Source organism: Granulicoccus phenolivorans DSM 17626 = NBRC 107789 = JCM 15570 (genome assembly GCF_000423085.1).
Lineage (GTDB): Bacteria > Actinomycetota > Actinomycetes > Propionibacteriales > Propionibacteriaceae > Granulicoccus > Granulicoccus phenolivorans.
Genome location: NZ_AUHH01000010.1, coordinates 54,475 through 68,921, shown reverse-complemented (window position 1 = coordinate 68,921; position 14,447 = coordinate 54,475). Strand labels below are relative to the sequence as shown.

General features: G+C 67.5%; 15 protein-coding genes and 1 pseudogene. 14 read left to right on the top strand and 2 right to left on the bottom strand.

What is annotated here, in order from left to right; translation table 11 throughout:
- Positions 1-29: 29 nt before the first annotated feature.
- The 8 genes from G531_RS0105395 (at position 30) to G531_RS0105360 (ending at position 7,280) form a co-directional block, all read left to right on the top strand.
- The gene (locus tag G531_RS0105395) at positions 30-869 is read left to right on the top strand and encodes an SDR family NAD(P)-dependent oxidoreductase (protein ID WP_051215093.1); all 840 of its coding nucleotides are present in this window, start codon (positions 30-32) and stop codon (positions 867-869) included.
- Positions 866-1,657, top strand: coding sequence for an SDR family oxidoreductase (locus tag G531_RS20655; RefSeq protein ID WP_051215111.1), 792 nt, complete (start codon positions 866-868; stop codon positions 1,655-1,657). Before G531_RS0105395 ends, G531_RS20655 begins: the two co-directional genes overlap by 4 nt.
- Positions 1,657-2,109, top strand: a complete 453-nt coding sequence (locus G531_RS0105385; protein WP_026926460.1) for a nuclear transport factor 2 family protein — start codon at positions 1,657-1,659, stop codon at positions 2,107-2,109. The genes G531_RS20655 and G531_RS0105385 overlap by 1 nt, the downstream gene beginning before the upstream one ends.
- A gap of 46 nt (positions 2,110-2,155) precedes the next feature.
- Positions 2,156-2,989 carry a sugar phosphate isomerase/epimerase family protein gene (locus G531_RS20650; protein ID WP_081683847.1) on the top strand — a complete coding sequence of 278 codons (834 nt, stop codon included), beginning with the start codon at positions 2,156-2,158 and terminating at the stop codon, positions 2,987-2,989.
- Positions 2,990-3,048: 59 nt separating this feature from the next.
- Positions 3,049-3,879, top strand: coding sequence for an enoyl-CoA hydratase/isomerase family protein (locus G531_RS20645; RefSeq protein WP_051215091.1), 831 nt, complete (start codon positions 3,049-3,051; stop codon positions 3,877-3,879).
- Complete coding sequence (locus G531_RS20640; protein ID WP_035757658.1) at positions 3,876-4,604, top strand: SDR family NAD(P)-dependent oxidoreductase; 729 nt, start codon at positions 3,876-3,878, stop codon at positions 4,602-4,604. The genes G531_RS20645 and G531_RS20640 overlap by 4 nt, the downstream gene beginning before the upstream one ends.
- Before the next feature lie 31 nt (positions 4,605-4,635).
- Positions 4,636-6,264, top strand: a complete 1,629-nt coding sequence (locus G531_RS0105365) for a class I adenylate-forming enzyme family protein (RefSeq protein ID WP_245630476.1) — start codon at positions 4,636-4,638, stop codon at positions 6,262-6,264.
- Between the two features lie 332 nt (positions 6,265-6,596).
- A complete protein-coding gene (locus tag G531_RS0105360; protein WP_162143148.1) occupies positions 6,597-7,280 on the top strand; it encodes an alpha/beta fold hydrolase in 684 nt (227 codons plus the stop codon).
- A gap of 67 nt (positions 7,281-7,347) precedes the next feature.
- On the opposite strand, the gene G531_RS0105355 is transcribed toward G531_RS0105360, so the two are convergent.
- The gene (locus G531_RS0105355; protein WP_026926457.1) at positions 7,348-8,370 is read right to left on the bottom strand and encodes a phosphotransferase family protein; all 1,023 of its coding nucleotides are present in this window, start codon (positions 8,368-8,370) and stop codon (positions 7,348-7,350) included.
- Between the two features lie 113 nt (positions 8,371-8,483).
- Between G531_RS0105355 and G531_RS27080 the strand changes: the two are divergent.
- The 3 genes and pseudogenes from G531_RS27080 to G531_RS0105345 all read left to right on the top strand — a co-directional run.
- A pseudogene (locus tag G531_RS27080) lies at positions 8,484-8,615 on the top strand (zinc ribbon domain-containing protein); the annotation flags it as partial.
- 24 nt (positions 8,616-8,639) lie between these two features.
- Positions 8,640-8,933, top strand: a complete 294-nt coding sequence (locus tag G531_RS0105350; protein WP_245630477.1) for a Zn-ribbon domain-containing OB-fold protein — start codon at positions 8,640-8,642, stop codon at positions 8,931-8,933.
- Complete coding sequence (locus G531_RS0105345; RefSeq protein ID WP_026926455.1) at positions 8,930-10,123, top strand: lipid-transfer protein; 1,194 nt, start codon at positions 8,930-8,932, stop codon at positions 10,121-10,123. The genes G531_RS0105350 and G531_RS0105345 overlap by 4 nt, the downstream gene beginning before the upstream one ends.
- Positions 10,124-10,202: 79 nt before the next feature.
- Here G531_RS0105345 and G531_RS0105340 read toward each other — a convergent pair whose 3' ends face one another.
- On the bottom strand, positions 10,203-10,820 hold the full coding sequence (locus G531_RS0105340; protein WP_162143147.1) for a TetR/AcrR family transcriptional regulator: 618 nt from the start codon (positions 10,818-10,820) through the stop codon (positions 10,203-10,205).
- A 272-nt stretch (positions 10,821-11,092) separates the two neighbouring features.
- On the opposite strand from G531_RS0105340, the gene pdxS reads away from it, so the two are divergent.
- The 3 genes from pdxS to G531_RS0105325 all read left to right on the top strand — a co-directional run bounded on the left by pdxS (position 11,093) and on the right by G531_RS0105325 (position 14,381).
- Positions 11,093-12,001, top strand: a complete 909-nt coding sequence (gene pdxS / locus G531_RS0105335; protein WP_081683860.1) for a pyridoxal 5'-phosphate synthase lyase subunit PdxS — start codon at positions 11,093-11,095, stop codon at positions 11,999-12,001.
- Positions 12,002-12,018: 17 nt separating this feature from the next.
- The gene (locus G531_RS0105330; protein ID WP_162143146.1) at positions 12,019-12,939 is read left to right on the top strand and encodes an SMP-30/gluconolactonase/LRE family protein; all 921 of its coding nucleotides are present in this window, start codon (positions 12,019-12,021) and stop codon (positions 12,937-12,939) included.
- Between the two features lie 392 nt (positions 12,940-13,331).
- Positions 13,332-14,381, top strand: a complete 1,050-nt coding sequence (locus G531_RS0105325; protein WP_162143145.1) for an ABC transporter substrate-binding protein — start codon at positions 13,332-13,334, stop codon at positions 14,379-14,381.
- Positions 14,382-14,447: the final 66 nt, after the last annotated feature.

Below are 14,447 nucleotides of genomic sequence, written 5' to 3'. Positions count from 1 at the left end.
GGACACCCCATCATCCGAAAGGTCATCCCATGCCGACCCCAGTCGCACCCCCACACGCTGCGGGGATATCCGAGCCGAAATCCCCCCAACCGGTCGCGCACGAGTCCGATCCGTTCCGGCTGGACGGGAAGGTCGCACTGATCACCGGCGCCAGCCGCGGCATCGGGCGCAGCATCGCCCTCGAGTTCGCCCGGGCGGGCTGTGCCGGGCTGGTCCTGTCGGCCCGCGGCGAGGACCTGCTGAACGAGGCGGTCACCGAGGCGCAGCAGCACACCCCGGAGGCCGTCGGGATCACCGGGGACATGACCGACGAGAACTCGGTTGCCACGATGGTCGAGGCCGCCCTGCGCCGATTCGGGCGGATCGACCTGCTGGTGAACAACGTCGGGGGCGCGAGCTTCCGCTCACCGCTGAAGGACATCCGCCCGTCGGGGTGGGAACGGATGATCCGACTCAACCTGACCAGCACGTTTCTGGTGTCCCGGACGGTGCTGTCGGCCGAAGGGGCCTCGCAGGCTCCGGAATCGATCCTGAACATCGGGTCGACATCGGCCCTGGGCTCCTTCGAAGGCCTCAGCTACTACACCGCGTCCAAGCACGGCCTGGTCGGTCTGACCAGGACGCTGGCGCGCGAGTTGGCCCCGACCGGCACGCGCGTGAACTTGTTGTGCCCCCACCTCGTTGAGACCGACCTGAGCGCGTCCTACCGAAAGGGGATGGACGAGGGCGTGTCCCTGGTCGACGACATCCCGCTGGGGCGCTGGGGAGAACTGGAGGAGATCGCCCGGGTGGCCCGGTTCCTGTCCAGCCCTGCGGCGTCCTACATGACCGGAGCCGTGGTACCCGTCGACGGTGGGTGGACGGCATGACCGCCGGGGCCCCGCCGTGGCGGCTCGACGGCCGGGTCGCGCTCGTGACCGGGGGGTCGGCCGGCATCGGGCTGGCCACGGCGCGCGCGTTGGCGGGGGCCGGCGCGCGAGTGGTGATCACCGCTCGCAACGAGGAGCGCCTGCGTGCCGCGGCCGAGGGTATCGACGGTGGGGTGGCCTGGATCGTGGCCCACGCCGGTCGCCCCGAGGACGCGGCCCGCGCGATCGAGTTCACCACCGAACGGTTCGGGAGCCTCGACATCCTCGTCAACAATGTCGCGACCAATCCCTACTTCGGGCCCACGTTGGGCATCACCGACGAGCAGGCGATGAAGACCATGAGCGTCAACCAACTGGCCGCCCTGCGGTGGACGCAGCTCGCCTGGGATGCCGGCCTGAAGGAGTCGCCGCACGGCAGCGTCGTCAACGTCGCCTCGGTGGGAGCCTTCTTCACCCGACGCAACATCGGCATCTACAACATGACCAAGGCCGGCATCGTCCACCTCACCGCCCAGCTCGCCGACGAACTCGGCCCGCGGGTGCGGGTCAATGCGGTGGCACCCGGCCTGATCAAGACCGAGCTCGCCCGAGCTCTGTGGGAGAAGCGGGAGGCGGCCGTGGTCGCGATGACGCCCCTGGGGCGCCTGGGCGAGGTCACCGACGTCGCGAACGCCGTCCTCTTCCTGGCCTCGGACATGTCGTCGTGGATCACCGGTCACACGATGGTCATCGACGGTGGCGTGCTCGCCGCCGATCCGACCGTGGACCACGGGAAGCCGGTCTCGTGATGAGCGACCCGACCTGGACCACCCCGGCACCGGTCACCTTGGAGATCCGCAGCATGGAGGTGAACGGCGCCGGCGATCAGGCCGACGTGGACGGGCTGCTGGCTGCGGAGCGGCAGCGCTGTGACGCGTTCAACGCGCGGGACCGGGAACGGCTCGCGACGGTGCTGGCTCCCGGCTTGTCGTACCTGCACGCAAACGGCGTCCACGACGACTTCGCCGGCTACCTGGAGCGCAGCCTCACCGGGCCGTCCCGGTACCTGCGACGCGGACCGCTCGACATCGTGGTCATCGACTCGCTGGCCTGGATGCGCGGAGATTACATCGTCTCGGTTTCGCCGTGGGAAGGCCACCCGAGCCGAACCGTGCACGCCAACGCCCTGCAGATCTGGATTCGACGCGCGGGACAATGGCGGCTCCGGGAGCACCAAGGCACCCGGGTCGTCGATTCCTGAGTACGAAAGCCCCGTGCGGCCCGGCCGCCGACCCCGAAAGGCAGTCATGGTTCATCCCCGTGTGTCCCTGCACCAGGTCTCGACGATGTCGATGACCTTCGCCGACGAGTTGGCCTTGTGGGACGAATTGTCGATCACCCAGGTCGGGCTCATCGAGGACAAGCTGGTGCAGGCAGGCTGGCAGGACGCGACAACCTCCGTCCGAGAGCGCCGGTTGACCGTGAGCAGCATGATCTCGGCAGCCCGGTTGCACCTTCGCGACCCGGAGTCCTTCGCTCGGACGCGCAGCGAGCTCACGATGTCGATCGACCGCGCGGTGCTGGTGGGGGCAGGGATCGTCCAGTTCGCGACCGGTGCCGCGGGGGGTGCGACGTGGGAGCAATTGTTCGATGCGTTCGCCGAGATCGTGACCCCTGTGGTCGCCTACGCCGAGGACCGGGACGTCCGGCTGAGCATCGAACCGACGTCGAACCTGCGCGCGGACGTCGGGTTCGTCCACACGCTGGCCGACGCGCGGTACGTGGCCGAACAGGTGGGGCTCGGGGTGATCTACGACGTGGCCAATACGTGGGCCGAACGCGCCCTGACCGCCAGCCTGGCGTCCCTGGGCGATCGGGCCGCCCTGACGCAGGTCGGCGACTACGTCATCGGCAGCTACTGTGTCCCCGACCGCGTGGTCCCCGGCGAGGGGGACATCCCGATCACCGAACTGGTGTGCCACCTCGAGACCTCGGGTTTCCGCGGCCCCTACGAGCTGGAGCTGCTCGGTCCGCGGATCGATGCCGAGGGTGGTGGCAGTGCTGCCCGGCGCGGGGTCGCTGCGCTGTCGACCATCGTCGCCGCTGGGATCGAGAAGGCGTCCGGTTCGACCGGTCATTGACCACGTAAGTGGTCACTGCTAGTGTTACCAGCCAACCGGTTGGTTGTTTGGAGGAGATGATGTCCGCACGTCCCGTCAATGACTCGGTCGAGTACGAGACCTCGACCGATGGGGCCCGCGCCACCATATGGCTGAATCGCCCCGAGTCGCGCAACGCATACCACATGGACATGTTGCGGGGCATCGAGCGCGCAATCCAGCGGGCCGACAACGACCCGGACGTCCGGGTGATCATCTTTCGCGGCCGGGGTGACTCCTTCTGTGTCGGGGGCGACCCGGACATGCTGGGTGACCACGGCGACTGGCAGACCCTCTCGGCCACCAGTTCCCGGTTCTTCCATGCCCTGGAGGGCACCCGGAAGGTGACCGTGGCGGCCGTGCACGGTTGGGTGGTCGGCGGTGGCTTCGAGTTCATGCTCGCCTGCGACTTCGCGGTGGCCGCCGACGATGCCCGGATCGGCGACTTCCACATCCGCAACGGCCTGTACCCCGGGGGCGGCAGCACCTACCGGCTGGCCCGCCTGATCGGGGTGCGCCGAGCCAAGGAGCACATCCTGAGCGGGCAACTGTGGAGCGGTGTCGAAGCGACGGAGGCCGGCGTGGTGAATGCGCACTGCCCACCCGTCGAACTCGGGCCGACCGTCGTCGAGTACTGCGCCAAGTTCGTCGACAAGAGCCCAACCATGCTGATGTTCGGGAAGCTGGCGGTCAACCGCGGGCTCACCTCCGACCTCGACTCGATGATCCTGCTGGACCAGATCGTCAGCCGCGTTGCCGGTGAAGGACGCGACGCGCGCGAGGGCCTCGAGGCGCGACAAGCGCGTCGCAGCCCCAAGTGGGAACCGCTGCCGCCCAGCGTCAGCCTGATACAAGAACAGGGAGAAGAATGACCAGAAGAGCAGTCGTCACCGGCGCGGCCGGCGGCGTGGGACGCGAGGTCGCGAAGTTGCTGGCGGCGCGCGGACTCGACGTGGCCGTGTGCGGCCGGACCAGGGAGAGCGCCGAGGCGGCCGCCGAGGGTCTGCCCGGGGCCCGGGCCTACGCCGCCGACCTGCGTGACGCGTCAGCGATCTCCGCCATGGTGGAGCGGGTCAAGGCGGACGGTAACGTCGACGTGCTGGTGCACGCGGCGGGGATCCCCTCCTACCAGCCGTTCCTCGAGAGCACCCCGGAGAAATGGGACGAACTGTGGGCCGTCGACCTTCGCGCGGTGCTGCAGATCTCCCATGCCCTGGTGCCCGGCATGGTCGACAACGGCTGGGGGCGAGTGGTGATCGTCACCTCCGACGCCGGCCGGGCCGGCTCGCGCAACGAGTCGGCCTATGGTGCCGTGAAAGGCGGCGCGATGGGCTTCATGCGCTCTTTCGCCAAGGAGGTGGCGCGCGCCGGGGTGACCGTCAATGCGGTGAGCCCGAGCCCGATCGAAACCGTGCTGCTCGACGAGTGGCGCCAGCACCACCCGGACCAGGTTGAGAAGCTGCGCAAACGGATCCCCGCGGGCCGCTTCGCGACCGTCGAGGACGTCGCGCACACCATCGACTTCCTGTGCACCGACGAGGCCGGCTACGTGAGCGGCCAGACCATCAGCGTCAACGGTGCCCTGCATGCCTACTGACCAATCACGCACCGAGGGAGTTCCCGTGACCATGATTTCCCGTTCCGGCACCATGTCAGCCCATCCGCTCCTGCCCCAGGCCCTCCAGGACGACTACCGCGCCCGCGGCCTGCGGGAGGACACGACCCTGGCCGAAGTGGTCAAGCACTGGGCCGAGACCACCCCGGAACGGGTTGCGGTGCACGTCGCGAGCGGCACGCCCATCACCTACGCGGACCTGTGGGCCAAGGCCCGCCGTCTCGCCGGGCATCTGGTGGATCGCGGGGTCGCCCCGGGGGAGTTCGTCCTCGCGGTCCAGGACAACTCCTGGCAGGGCATCGTGCTGGCCGTGGCGGCATCCATCGCCGGAGTGGCGGTGGCTCCGCTGTCGAGCCGGGTATCGCCGGATCTCGTGCTGACCATTGCCGACCGGGTCCATGCTCGCGTCGTCATCGTCCAGAGCCGCCTGCTGGCGCAGGAAGCCTGGACGGGACCGGCGCAGCAGTTGCGCGACCGCGTGGGTGCCGATTCGTTCATCATCCAAGGTGGAGACGGCGGCGGCGGCGGCGAGGACCCGACCCTGGAAGCGTTGAGTGATACCGGTGCCGGCATCGACCAGCGAGCCTGGGACCCAGGCCGTCCTTGCCTGGTCCTGTCCACCGGCGGGACCACCGGCGTTCCCAAGAGCGTGATGCACAACGAGCAGACGCTGATCTACTCGGCCCGGCACTTTGCCAAGGCGACCGGGTATTCCGCCGATGATGTGCACGTGGCGTTCGGTCCGTACGGGCACGCGAGTGGGTCGCTGTTCGAGGTGTACATGCCCCTGCTGTACGGCGCATCGGTCATCCCGACCCGATGGAAGGTGCAGGCGGTCGCCGAACTGATCCAGGAGTTCGGTGGGACGTTCTGCATCACCGTCGGCACCCACCTGTTCGACCTGGTCCGGCTCCCCGCCGGCGCCGAGGCGCAACTGGCCTCGATGCGGCTGATGACCTCCCACGCCGGGGACGACAGCCTGTATCGCGAGACCGAGGAGCGGTACGGCATCCCCGTCCTGCGCGTGTACGGCCTGTCGGAGTGCATGGGGCACGCCATTTCGCGGATCGACGACCCCGAGGCGATCCGGCACACGAAGGACGGCGTGCCGTTCGACGGCATCGACTTCCGCATCGTGGACGGCGACGGGAACGTGCTGCCGGCCGGGCAGGTGGGGGAATACGAGTGCCGTGGCCCGTCGTCCTTCCTTGGCTACCTCGGGCAGCCCGAGGTCACCGCCGCGGCGCTGACCCGCGACGGCTACTACAAGACCGGCGACCTGCTCGTGTACAGCGCCGCCGACGGGAACATCCGTTGGTCGGGTCGGATGAAGGAGATCATCCGCCGCGGCGGGATTCAGATCGACCCCATCGAGATGGCGACCACCCTGACCGAGATGCCCGGCGCCGAGGAGGTGGCGGTGGTCAGCGCTCCGGATCAACGCCTGGGTGAGCTTGCGGTGGTGGTTATGGTCAGCTCGCAGCGGCCGACGATCGAGGAGGTGCGCAGCTACCTGTCCGAGCGGGGACAGCCGAAGGAGACCCTGCCCGACCGGGTGCTGTTCATGGACGCACTGCCGCGCACCGAGTTCGGCAAGCACCACCGCAACGCGTTGAAGGCCTGGGTGGCCCAGCAGGGCTGACCACCCCAGCAACATCGACCACGTGGGGGCTGGGGACAGCCCGCGTGGCATCCCGGAAGCTCGTCTCGCTGCTGCCCGAGGACATCTCGGCATTCCGGGTCAACGGTGGCGGGTATGCGGGCCAGGCGCAGCCGGCTCGATGTCAACGCCGACGCGCATGGGTTCTGCAACGCCATGCGGGAGTCATAGGACGCCGTGGTGACCTGCTGGAGTCGAACCTGACCTTCGACGACGTCGTTCAGGTAGTCGAGTGACGCTCGGGGAGACGGTCAGGGTCGCCTTGCCGTTGCAGAACCAATCGAATGGTTGTGAAAGGGAAAGGCAGGAACTTGATGACTGGATTCGTACTCATCCACGGTGGCGGTAGTGGCCCGTGGTGCTGGGACGGTGTTCGGCGACAGCTCGAGAACCACGGTCACACGGTTGCGGTGCCCGACCTCGGGGTTGATCCGACAGCGACGCTGCTCGACTATCGCGACCGCGTCCTGAATGAAATGGAGCCGATCGACACCAACGATGACGTGGTCGTGGTCGGGTGGTCAGGCGTCGGATCCGCGGCAGCCGTGCTGGTCGGGGCCGAACGGCCAACGCGGGCTGTCGTGAACCTGGCCGGAACCGTTCCCTTCCTCGACCGGTCACTGAACGCGGCCTTCGAGGAGCAGATCGACAGGGAACTGCTGATGAGCCTGGCTTCAGACACCGAGGAAGGCGGCGTCGCCTTTGGTCCCGCGGCGCGGCACGTCCTTTTCGCCGATGTCCCCGACGACGTCTACGCGGTGCAGGTCGAGAGCGCGCGGACACAGCCGACCGGGAGTTTCGCCGAAGCTTTTCCCCTGACCGTGTGGCCGCCCATCCGGTTCGTGTCGGTGTTGGGGCGGCGTGATCCGGCCATTCGGTTCGACGCGGTTGCGCGTCGCACCGAGAAGGTGGGCGGTGAGGTGATCGGTCTCGACGAGGGCCACGCGCCGCACCTGTCGAATCCGGCGGGAGTGGCGCGCGTCCTGATGGCGTTGTAGGTCTCGACCGCCACCGGAACCGGATCGGCCGGCCGTCATCGCGACGGCCGGCCGTGTCAGTCAGGGGTCAGGCTTCATTGAGCCAGCGGGTCGCTCGCGCGATGAGGCCTTGCGCATTGGCATGCAGGCGGTCACCGACGGCGACAGCTGCCTGCCCGGTCAGGGCGCGGGCGTGTGTGCCGTCCAGGATGACGGCGAGCTTGTAGCACGCGAGGACTTTGTACCAGAGCACGTCGTCGACGGCGCGCCCACTCGATTCCGCGTACCGGGCAACCAGTTCCTCCTCGGCCGGCGGATCGACCCAGGGCTTGGTGCCCACCGTGCCCGGCCGGCCCCGGTCCTGGATCGACCAGGTAGCCAGGAGCCACCCGAGGTCGACCAGCGGATCGCCGACAGTGGACAGCTCCCAGTCGATCACGGCCGCCACTCGGGGCTCGGTGGGGGAGCAGATGACGTTCGCGAGATGGAAGTCTCCGTGCATCAGGCCGGGACTGGCCGTTGTGGGCAGGTGGGCGCCGATCCAGGCCGCCACGGCGGCGACATCGCCCAGCTCCGCAGGGTCGTATCCCGGTGAGCTGCGGTAGGAGTCCAGTTGACCGGCCCAGCGGTCGACCTGGCGACTGAGGAAGCCCTCGGGTCGTCCGAACGAGCCGAGCCCGACGGCCTCGACGTCGACGCTTCCGATCGATGCGGCCGCGTCCACCATGGACAGCGCAAAAGCGTGGGCCCACCCCGGCTGCAGGTAGGCCGGCGGGAGTTCGCTGGCGGGGGTCGTGCCGTCGACGGCGGCCATGACGATGAAGGGCACACCGAAAGGTTCGTGTTCGGTGCAGGACGCGACCCAGGCCGGGTGCGGGACATTTGTGGCCGCCAGGGCCCGCAGGACCCGGTCCTCGCGTCCGATGGCCTTGACGCCGTACGACGACGCCGCGGGCGGCGCCCGGAAAATCAGTCGGCGTCCGCCGCGGTGGAAGGAAACGATGGTGTTCTGGGTTCCGCCGCCGAGGAGTTCGGGGGACGACACCCCGGACCCCGGGACGCCGGCCTCATCAAGCCATAGCGACAGCCAGGAAAGATCGGGGAGCGACATGGAGAGAAGGCTATCACACAAACCAATCGACTGGTTGGGCAAAATGTTCTATGCTGCGGTTTCGTGGCCGGACGTCGTGACCTGCGACGGCCAAGCCGAGCCCAGGAGGAAATGTGGGTACACCTGTAATCGAAGGCTGGTTCACGCAGGATCCGGAGCCGGGACTCATCGGGTCCTCGTGTGACGCCTGCGGCACCGTGTTCTTCCCGTCCGGATTGAGCTTCTGTCGAAACCCCCAATGCGAAGGCACGTCGTTCGCTCCCGTCACGTTGTCGCGCAGAGGTCGGGTCTGGTCCTACACCGATGCGCAGTACCAGCCGCCGGCGCCGTACGTGCCGGCCCGGGATCCGTACGAGCCCTTCGCGATCGCGGCCGTCGAACTGGCCGAGGGGCTGGTGGTGCTCGGGCAGGTCGCCGAAGGCTACGGCGTGGTCGACCTGGCCGTGGGCGCCGAGGTCGAACTGGTCATCGAGACCTTGTACGTGGACGACTCCGGCGACCGAACCATCTGGCGCTGGAGGCCGGTGTCCTCCAGCACTGCGACGAACGGAGACAACCAGTGAACCCCAACGACATCGCCGTCCTCGGTGTGGGCATGCACCCGTGGGGCAAGTGGGGCAGGAACTTCGCCGAGTACGGTCTGCACGCCGCGCGCGCCGCCCTCGCGGACGCGGGAGTCGCCTGGAGCCAGATCGACTTCGTCGTGGGCGGTGAGACCGTTCGCAACGGTTATGCCGGTTACGTCGCGGGCTCCACCTTCGCCCAGGCCTTGGGGTGGAACGGCGCCCGGGTCGCGACCGCCTACGCAGCGTGCGCCACCGGTGCCCAGGCGCTCGAGGTTGCGCGCACCCGGATCCTGGCAGGGCTGAGCGAGGTGGCTCTGGTGGTAGGAGCCGACACCACGCCCAAGGGATTCCTCGCGCCGAATGCGGGCGAGCGCTGGGATGATCCGGACTGGCTCCGGTTCCGGTTGTTCGGGGCCACCAACCCTGCCTACTTCGCCTTCTACGCACGCCGGCGGATGGACCTTTATGGCGCCACTGTGGAGGACTTCGCCCGGGTCAAGGTGAAGAACGCCGCCCACGGGCTCACAAACCCGAACGCCCGCTACCGCTCCAGTGTGACGATCGAGGACGTGCTGGCCAGTCCGGTGGTCTGCGACCCCTTGCACCTGCTGGACATCTGTGCCACCTCGGACGGCGCGGCTGCCGTCGTTGTGGCCTCCGCGGAGTTCGCGAAGCGGATGGGTGCCGATCATCCGGTTCGGGTCAGCGGGTTGTCGACGGTCACGCCGACCTTCCCCAACACCGTCCTGGACATGCCGAACATCGCCACCGACGCCGCCAATGCCGTGTCGGCACCCGAGCTCACGTTCAAGGCGTCCATCGGCCGAGCAGCCTACGAGGAGGCGGGCGTCGACCCCGCCGATGTCTCCGTCGCCGAGGTGTACGACCTCTCGACGGCGCTGGAGCTGGACTGGATGGAGGATCTACGGTTGTGCGGGCCCGGTGAGGCGGAGCAACTCCTGCGCGACGGTGAGACCACGATCGGCGGACGCATCCCGATCAACCCGTCCGGCGGTCTCGCCTGCTTCGGTGAAGCGGTACCGGCGCAGGCCTTGGCGCAGGTCTGCGAACTGACCTGGCAGCTTCGAGGTCAGGCCGAAGGCCGGCAGGTGGAAGGGGCAAGGGTGGGAATCACCGCGAACCAGGGCCTGTTCGGGCATGGCTCCTCGGTCATCCTGACTCGATGAGACGGCGTGGCCCCGGTCCGCCGAGGCGGGCCGGGGCCACGTGGGTGCCGGTGGCCGGTGTCGCCGAATGCTGCGCGAGTCAGCCGCGCAGGTAGACGGCGGTGATGCGTTCGGCAATGTCATCCGGGGACAGCGTGCCCTTGCGGTACCAGCGGTGGACCCAGTTCAGCGAACCCAGCAGGGTCATGGTGGTGACGTCCGGGTCCAGAGTGTCTGGCAGGGCTCCCTCCGCCTGCGCACCCTCCACCAAACGCCGCACGGTGTCGCGGTAGCGGTGCTCGGTTTGGCGCACCTCATCGCGGCGCGGTTTGCTCAAGAAGTCGGCGTTGTTGAGCCAGACGGTCACCCAGTCCTGCCGGTCGGAGACGAAGCGGACGTAGGCGCCGATGACCCTGGCCAACCGGTCGGCAGCGGGGGCCTCCTCCTCGGCGATCTTCCAGATGCGTTCCTGCGCTTCGGCGAAGTTGATCTGGATGATCTCGTACAGCAGGTCGTCCTTGCTGCGGATGTAGTGGAACAGGCTGCCCTTCAGGATGCCGAAGGCGTCGGCAATGTCCTGCAGAGAGGCAGCTTGGTAGCCCTTCTTGGCGAACAGTTTCACCGAGAGCCTGATCAGTTCCTGTCGTCGGCGCTGCCCGTGCTGCCCGGCGGTGTCGCTCGTGACCACCGGGGCCGATCGCATGCTGCCTGCAGCCATGGTCGTGCCTGCCTTCGCTTGTGTCCTACGTGTGATTTGGTGGCCGGACGCACAAAGGGAAACCCCTGCGACACCCAACCAATCAGTCGGTTGAAGCATTGTAACGCAAGGGGTGTGCACCAGGGAATTCAACGCGTCGGCGTGTCCGGTGATCAAAGTAGACAACCAACCGACTGGTAGTATAGCCGCTCGTCATCTCGGCTTCTCCGGATGGCGTTCTGTCGAACTCCCGGAAAGGGGATTCTGTGTACGAGACGGTGGCACCCGACCTCATGACGAAATTGAGCGACAATGAGAAAGTCACGACGGGTACGTCGCGGGTGAAGCGCGGGATGGCGGACATGTTGAAGGGCGGGGTCATCATGGACGTGGTGACCGCCGAGCAGGCGAAGATCGCCGAGGACGCAGGCGCGGTCGCGGTGATGGCGTTGGAGCGGGTTCCGGCCGACATCCGTGCCCAGGGCGGGGTGTCGCGGATGAGTGATCCGGACATGATCGCCAGCATCATCGAGTCGGTGTCGATCCCGGTGATGGCCAAGGCGCGCATCGGGCACTTCGTCGAGGCGCAGGTGCTGGAAAGCCTCGGGGTGGACTACATCGACGAGTCGGAGGTGTTGACCCCGGCCGATTACGCCAACCACATCGACAAGTGGGCGTATACCGTACCGTTCGTGTGCGGGGCGACGAACCTGGGTGAGGCGCTGCGGCGGATCACCGAGGGGGCGGCGATGATCCGGTCCAAGGGTGAGGCCGGTACCGGGGATGTGTCGAACGCGACGACGCACATGCGGTCGATTCGTGGAGAAATCCACCGGTTGACATCGATGGCACCCGATGAGTTGTACGTGGCGGCGAAGGAGTTGCAGGCGCCGTACGACCTGGTCGCGGAGGTCGCGGCGACGGGGAAGTTGCCGGTGGTGTTGTTCACCGCGGGTGGGATCGCGACGCCGGCCGATGCGGCGATGATGATGCAGTTGGGTGCCGAGGGGGTGTTCGTGGGGTCGGGGATCTTCAAGTCCGGTGATCCGGCCAAGCGCGCCGCGGCGATCGTAGCGGCGACCACGTTCCATGACGATCCGAAGGTGATCGCGGAGGCCTCGCGCGGGTTGGGTGAGGCCATGGTCGGCATCAACGTCGACGAGATCCCCCAGCCGCACCGGCTGGCCGAACGCGGCTGGTAGCAGTGAACCCTCCCGTGTTGAGAGTCCGTCAGCTGACGCCGTCCGTCGCGGTGCTCGGTGAGGCGCCGCTGTGGGATCCGGTGACCGAGCGGGCCTATTGGCTCGATCCGATGTCCGGACATCTGTTTCGTACCGATTTGAGTGGAGAGCGACTGAGCGTCTGGCGACCTCCCGCACCCCTCATCGGGATCGCTCGGCGGGCCTCCGGGGGCCTGGTCTGTGCGTCGTTCCGGGGCCTGCACGTGTTCGATCCCGAGAGCGGGGGCTTCGACACGCTCCACGAACTGCCGGACGACACCGACACGCTGTTCAATGACGTCACGGTCGATTCCCGGGGGCGGCTGATCGTCGGGACGTCCGTGCCCGGGTTGTTCAATCCGGCCACGCAGGCCCTGCGAGGGTGCGTTGCCCCGCAGGGATGTGTGTTTCAGCTGGACGAGCAGCGTGCTCTGCATCGGATGTGGCAGGGGCTGGGGATCGCCAACGGCCAAGCGATCAGCGCGGACGACCACACGATCTACTACAACGACAGTTGGGCCGACGTGGTGTATGCGCTGGCTTATGACTCCGACGCCCACGACATCACCGGGTCCCGCGAGTTCGTCTCGTTTCGCGATGACAAGGGCGGGAGCGGGTTGGCCACTCCGGATGGCGCCACCTTGGACGCGGACGGCTTCCTCTGGGTGATGGCGACCTACGACGGTGAGTTGCGCCGCTACGCGCCCGACGGCTCGCTGGATCGTCGTGTCCCACTGCCGGTGCGCAACGCGACGAGCATGGCCTTCGCCGGGCCGAACCTCGAGTCCTTGGTGGTCACCACCATGGCCGATCCCGAGATCCCGGTGCCGTACCGTCCCGACGGCCCCCTCGGTGGATGCCTGCTCGCAATCGACGGCCTCGGTGTCTCCGGCACTGCCCAGCCGGCCTATGCCGGCTGACTTCAACCAAGAGGAACGACACATCGCGCGGGTGCGCTGACGATGGCCTCGGTTGATCGTTGACGCAGCTCTCTGGCGAGCTTGGGATTTCCGCCAATCAGCCGACCGATTGGTTGACACCCACGACGACGTGGTCCGTCCGCTCGACTGATTTCCGAACCCCAGTGGCCTTCGCGTCCGATTCGTTCGGGCACGAGGCTCCTTTGCTGCCAAATACCGATTGGCGGTTCCCAACCGGTCGACTGGTGGTGTGTGGGTCGGTCTGAGCCGCCTGGAGAGCGGTCTCGGTGGGTGCGGGGCAGGGGTTGACGGCGGCCGCCCGGCAACTTAGGATCGTCCGCAAGCCAGCCAATCGGTTGGTTGGAAATCGGATTCAAGGGTGATTGCCGATGATGGCGAAATGGCTGGGAGGCGGTCGTTCTCGCCGCCGTGGAAAGAAAGTGGGCGCGGCACTGGCGGCCGGGGTCGTCGCGTTGGCCGTCCTCGCCGGCTGTGGCACGGCCTCGGAATCCGGGAAAGACGGCGGGCGGACGCACATCAGCCTCGGATCCGCCGCCCCCGGCATCGCGGCCCAGTTACCCGTTGTCTACGGCCAGGAGCACGGGGTCTTCGTGGACCACGGTCTCGACCTCGAGGTGGTCAGCGTCGGGGACTCGGCCGCGGCCGTCTCGGCGGTTCTGTCGGGCTCGGTGGATGTCATGTACGGCGGACTGACCACCGTCGCGTCCGCCAAGGAGGCGGGGCACGACCTGGTGATGTTCTGCGGCAACCTGCCCACCTCCACGACCTACCTGGTTGCCAAGTCAGGAGGGGAGAGCGCGAAGCCGTTCCGGGGCTTCGCGACCTGGCAAGAGGCGATCCGGAGCCTGAAGGGCAAGAGCGTGGGCGTGCCGGGGCTCGGTTCCGGCCCTCACCTCAGCTTCGAGGCTGCCGCGTCCCTGGCAGGTCTGGCCGAGGGAGACATCACCTTCATCCCGGTCAGTCAGGACGCGGCGGTCGCCTCGCTCAATCAGGGTCAAGTGGATCTGACCGTCATCAACGCGTTCTCCATGCAGAACGAGCGAGCCAAGGGAACCATCGACCTCGTCTCCGTCCTGGCCGACGATGTACCGCCCTTTGACGTCAACGGAGGCGGCTACGCGGCCAAGATCAGCTGGCTGGAGCACAACCCGGACACGGCCAAGGCCTTCTGCGATGCCATGCAGGGGACGTACGACGCGGTGAAGGACCCGGCCAACGCCGACCAGATCAAGAAGATGCTCTTCGATGAGTACGGCTTGGTCAACGACCCCGCGGCCGTTGAGTCGGCGCTGCACTACCTCACCTTGTTCTCGACCGAGATCACCCCCGATCCGGTGAACAACTCGCTCACCGCCCTCTACGACGCGAAGGTGCTCACCTCAAAGCTCACCTACGACGACGTCGTCCACCGGCTCGGCTGACCGCCGAAGCGTCCCGTGAACCGCCCTCGGTCGTTTGATGGGGGCCACACCAAGTTCGAAAGAGTT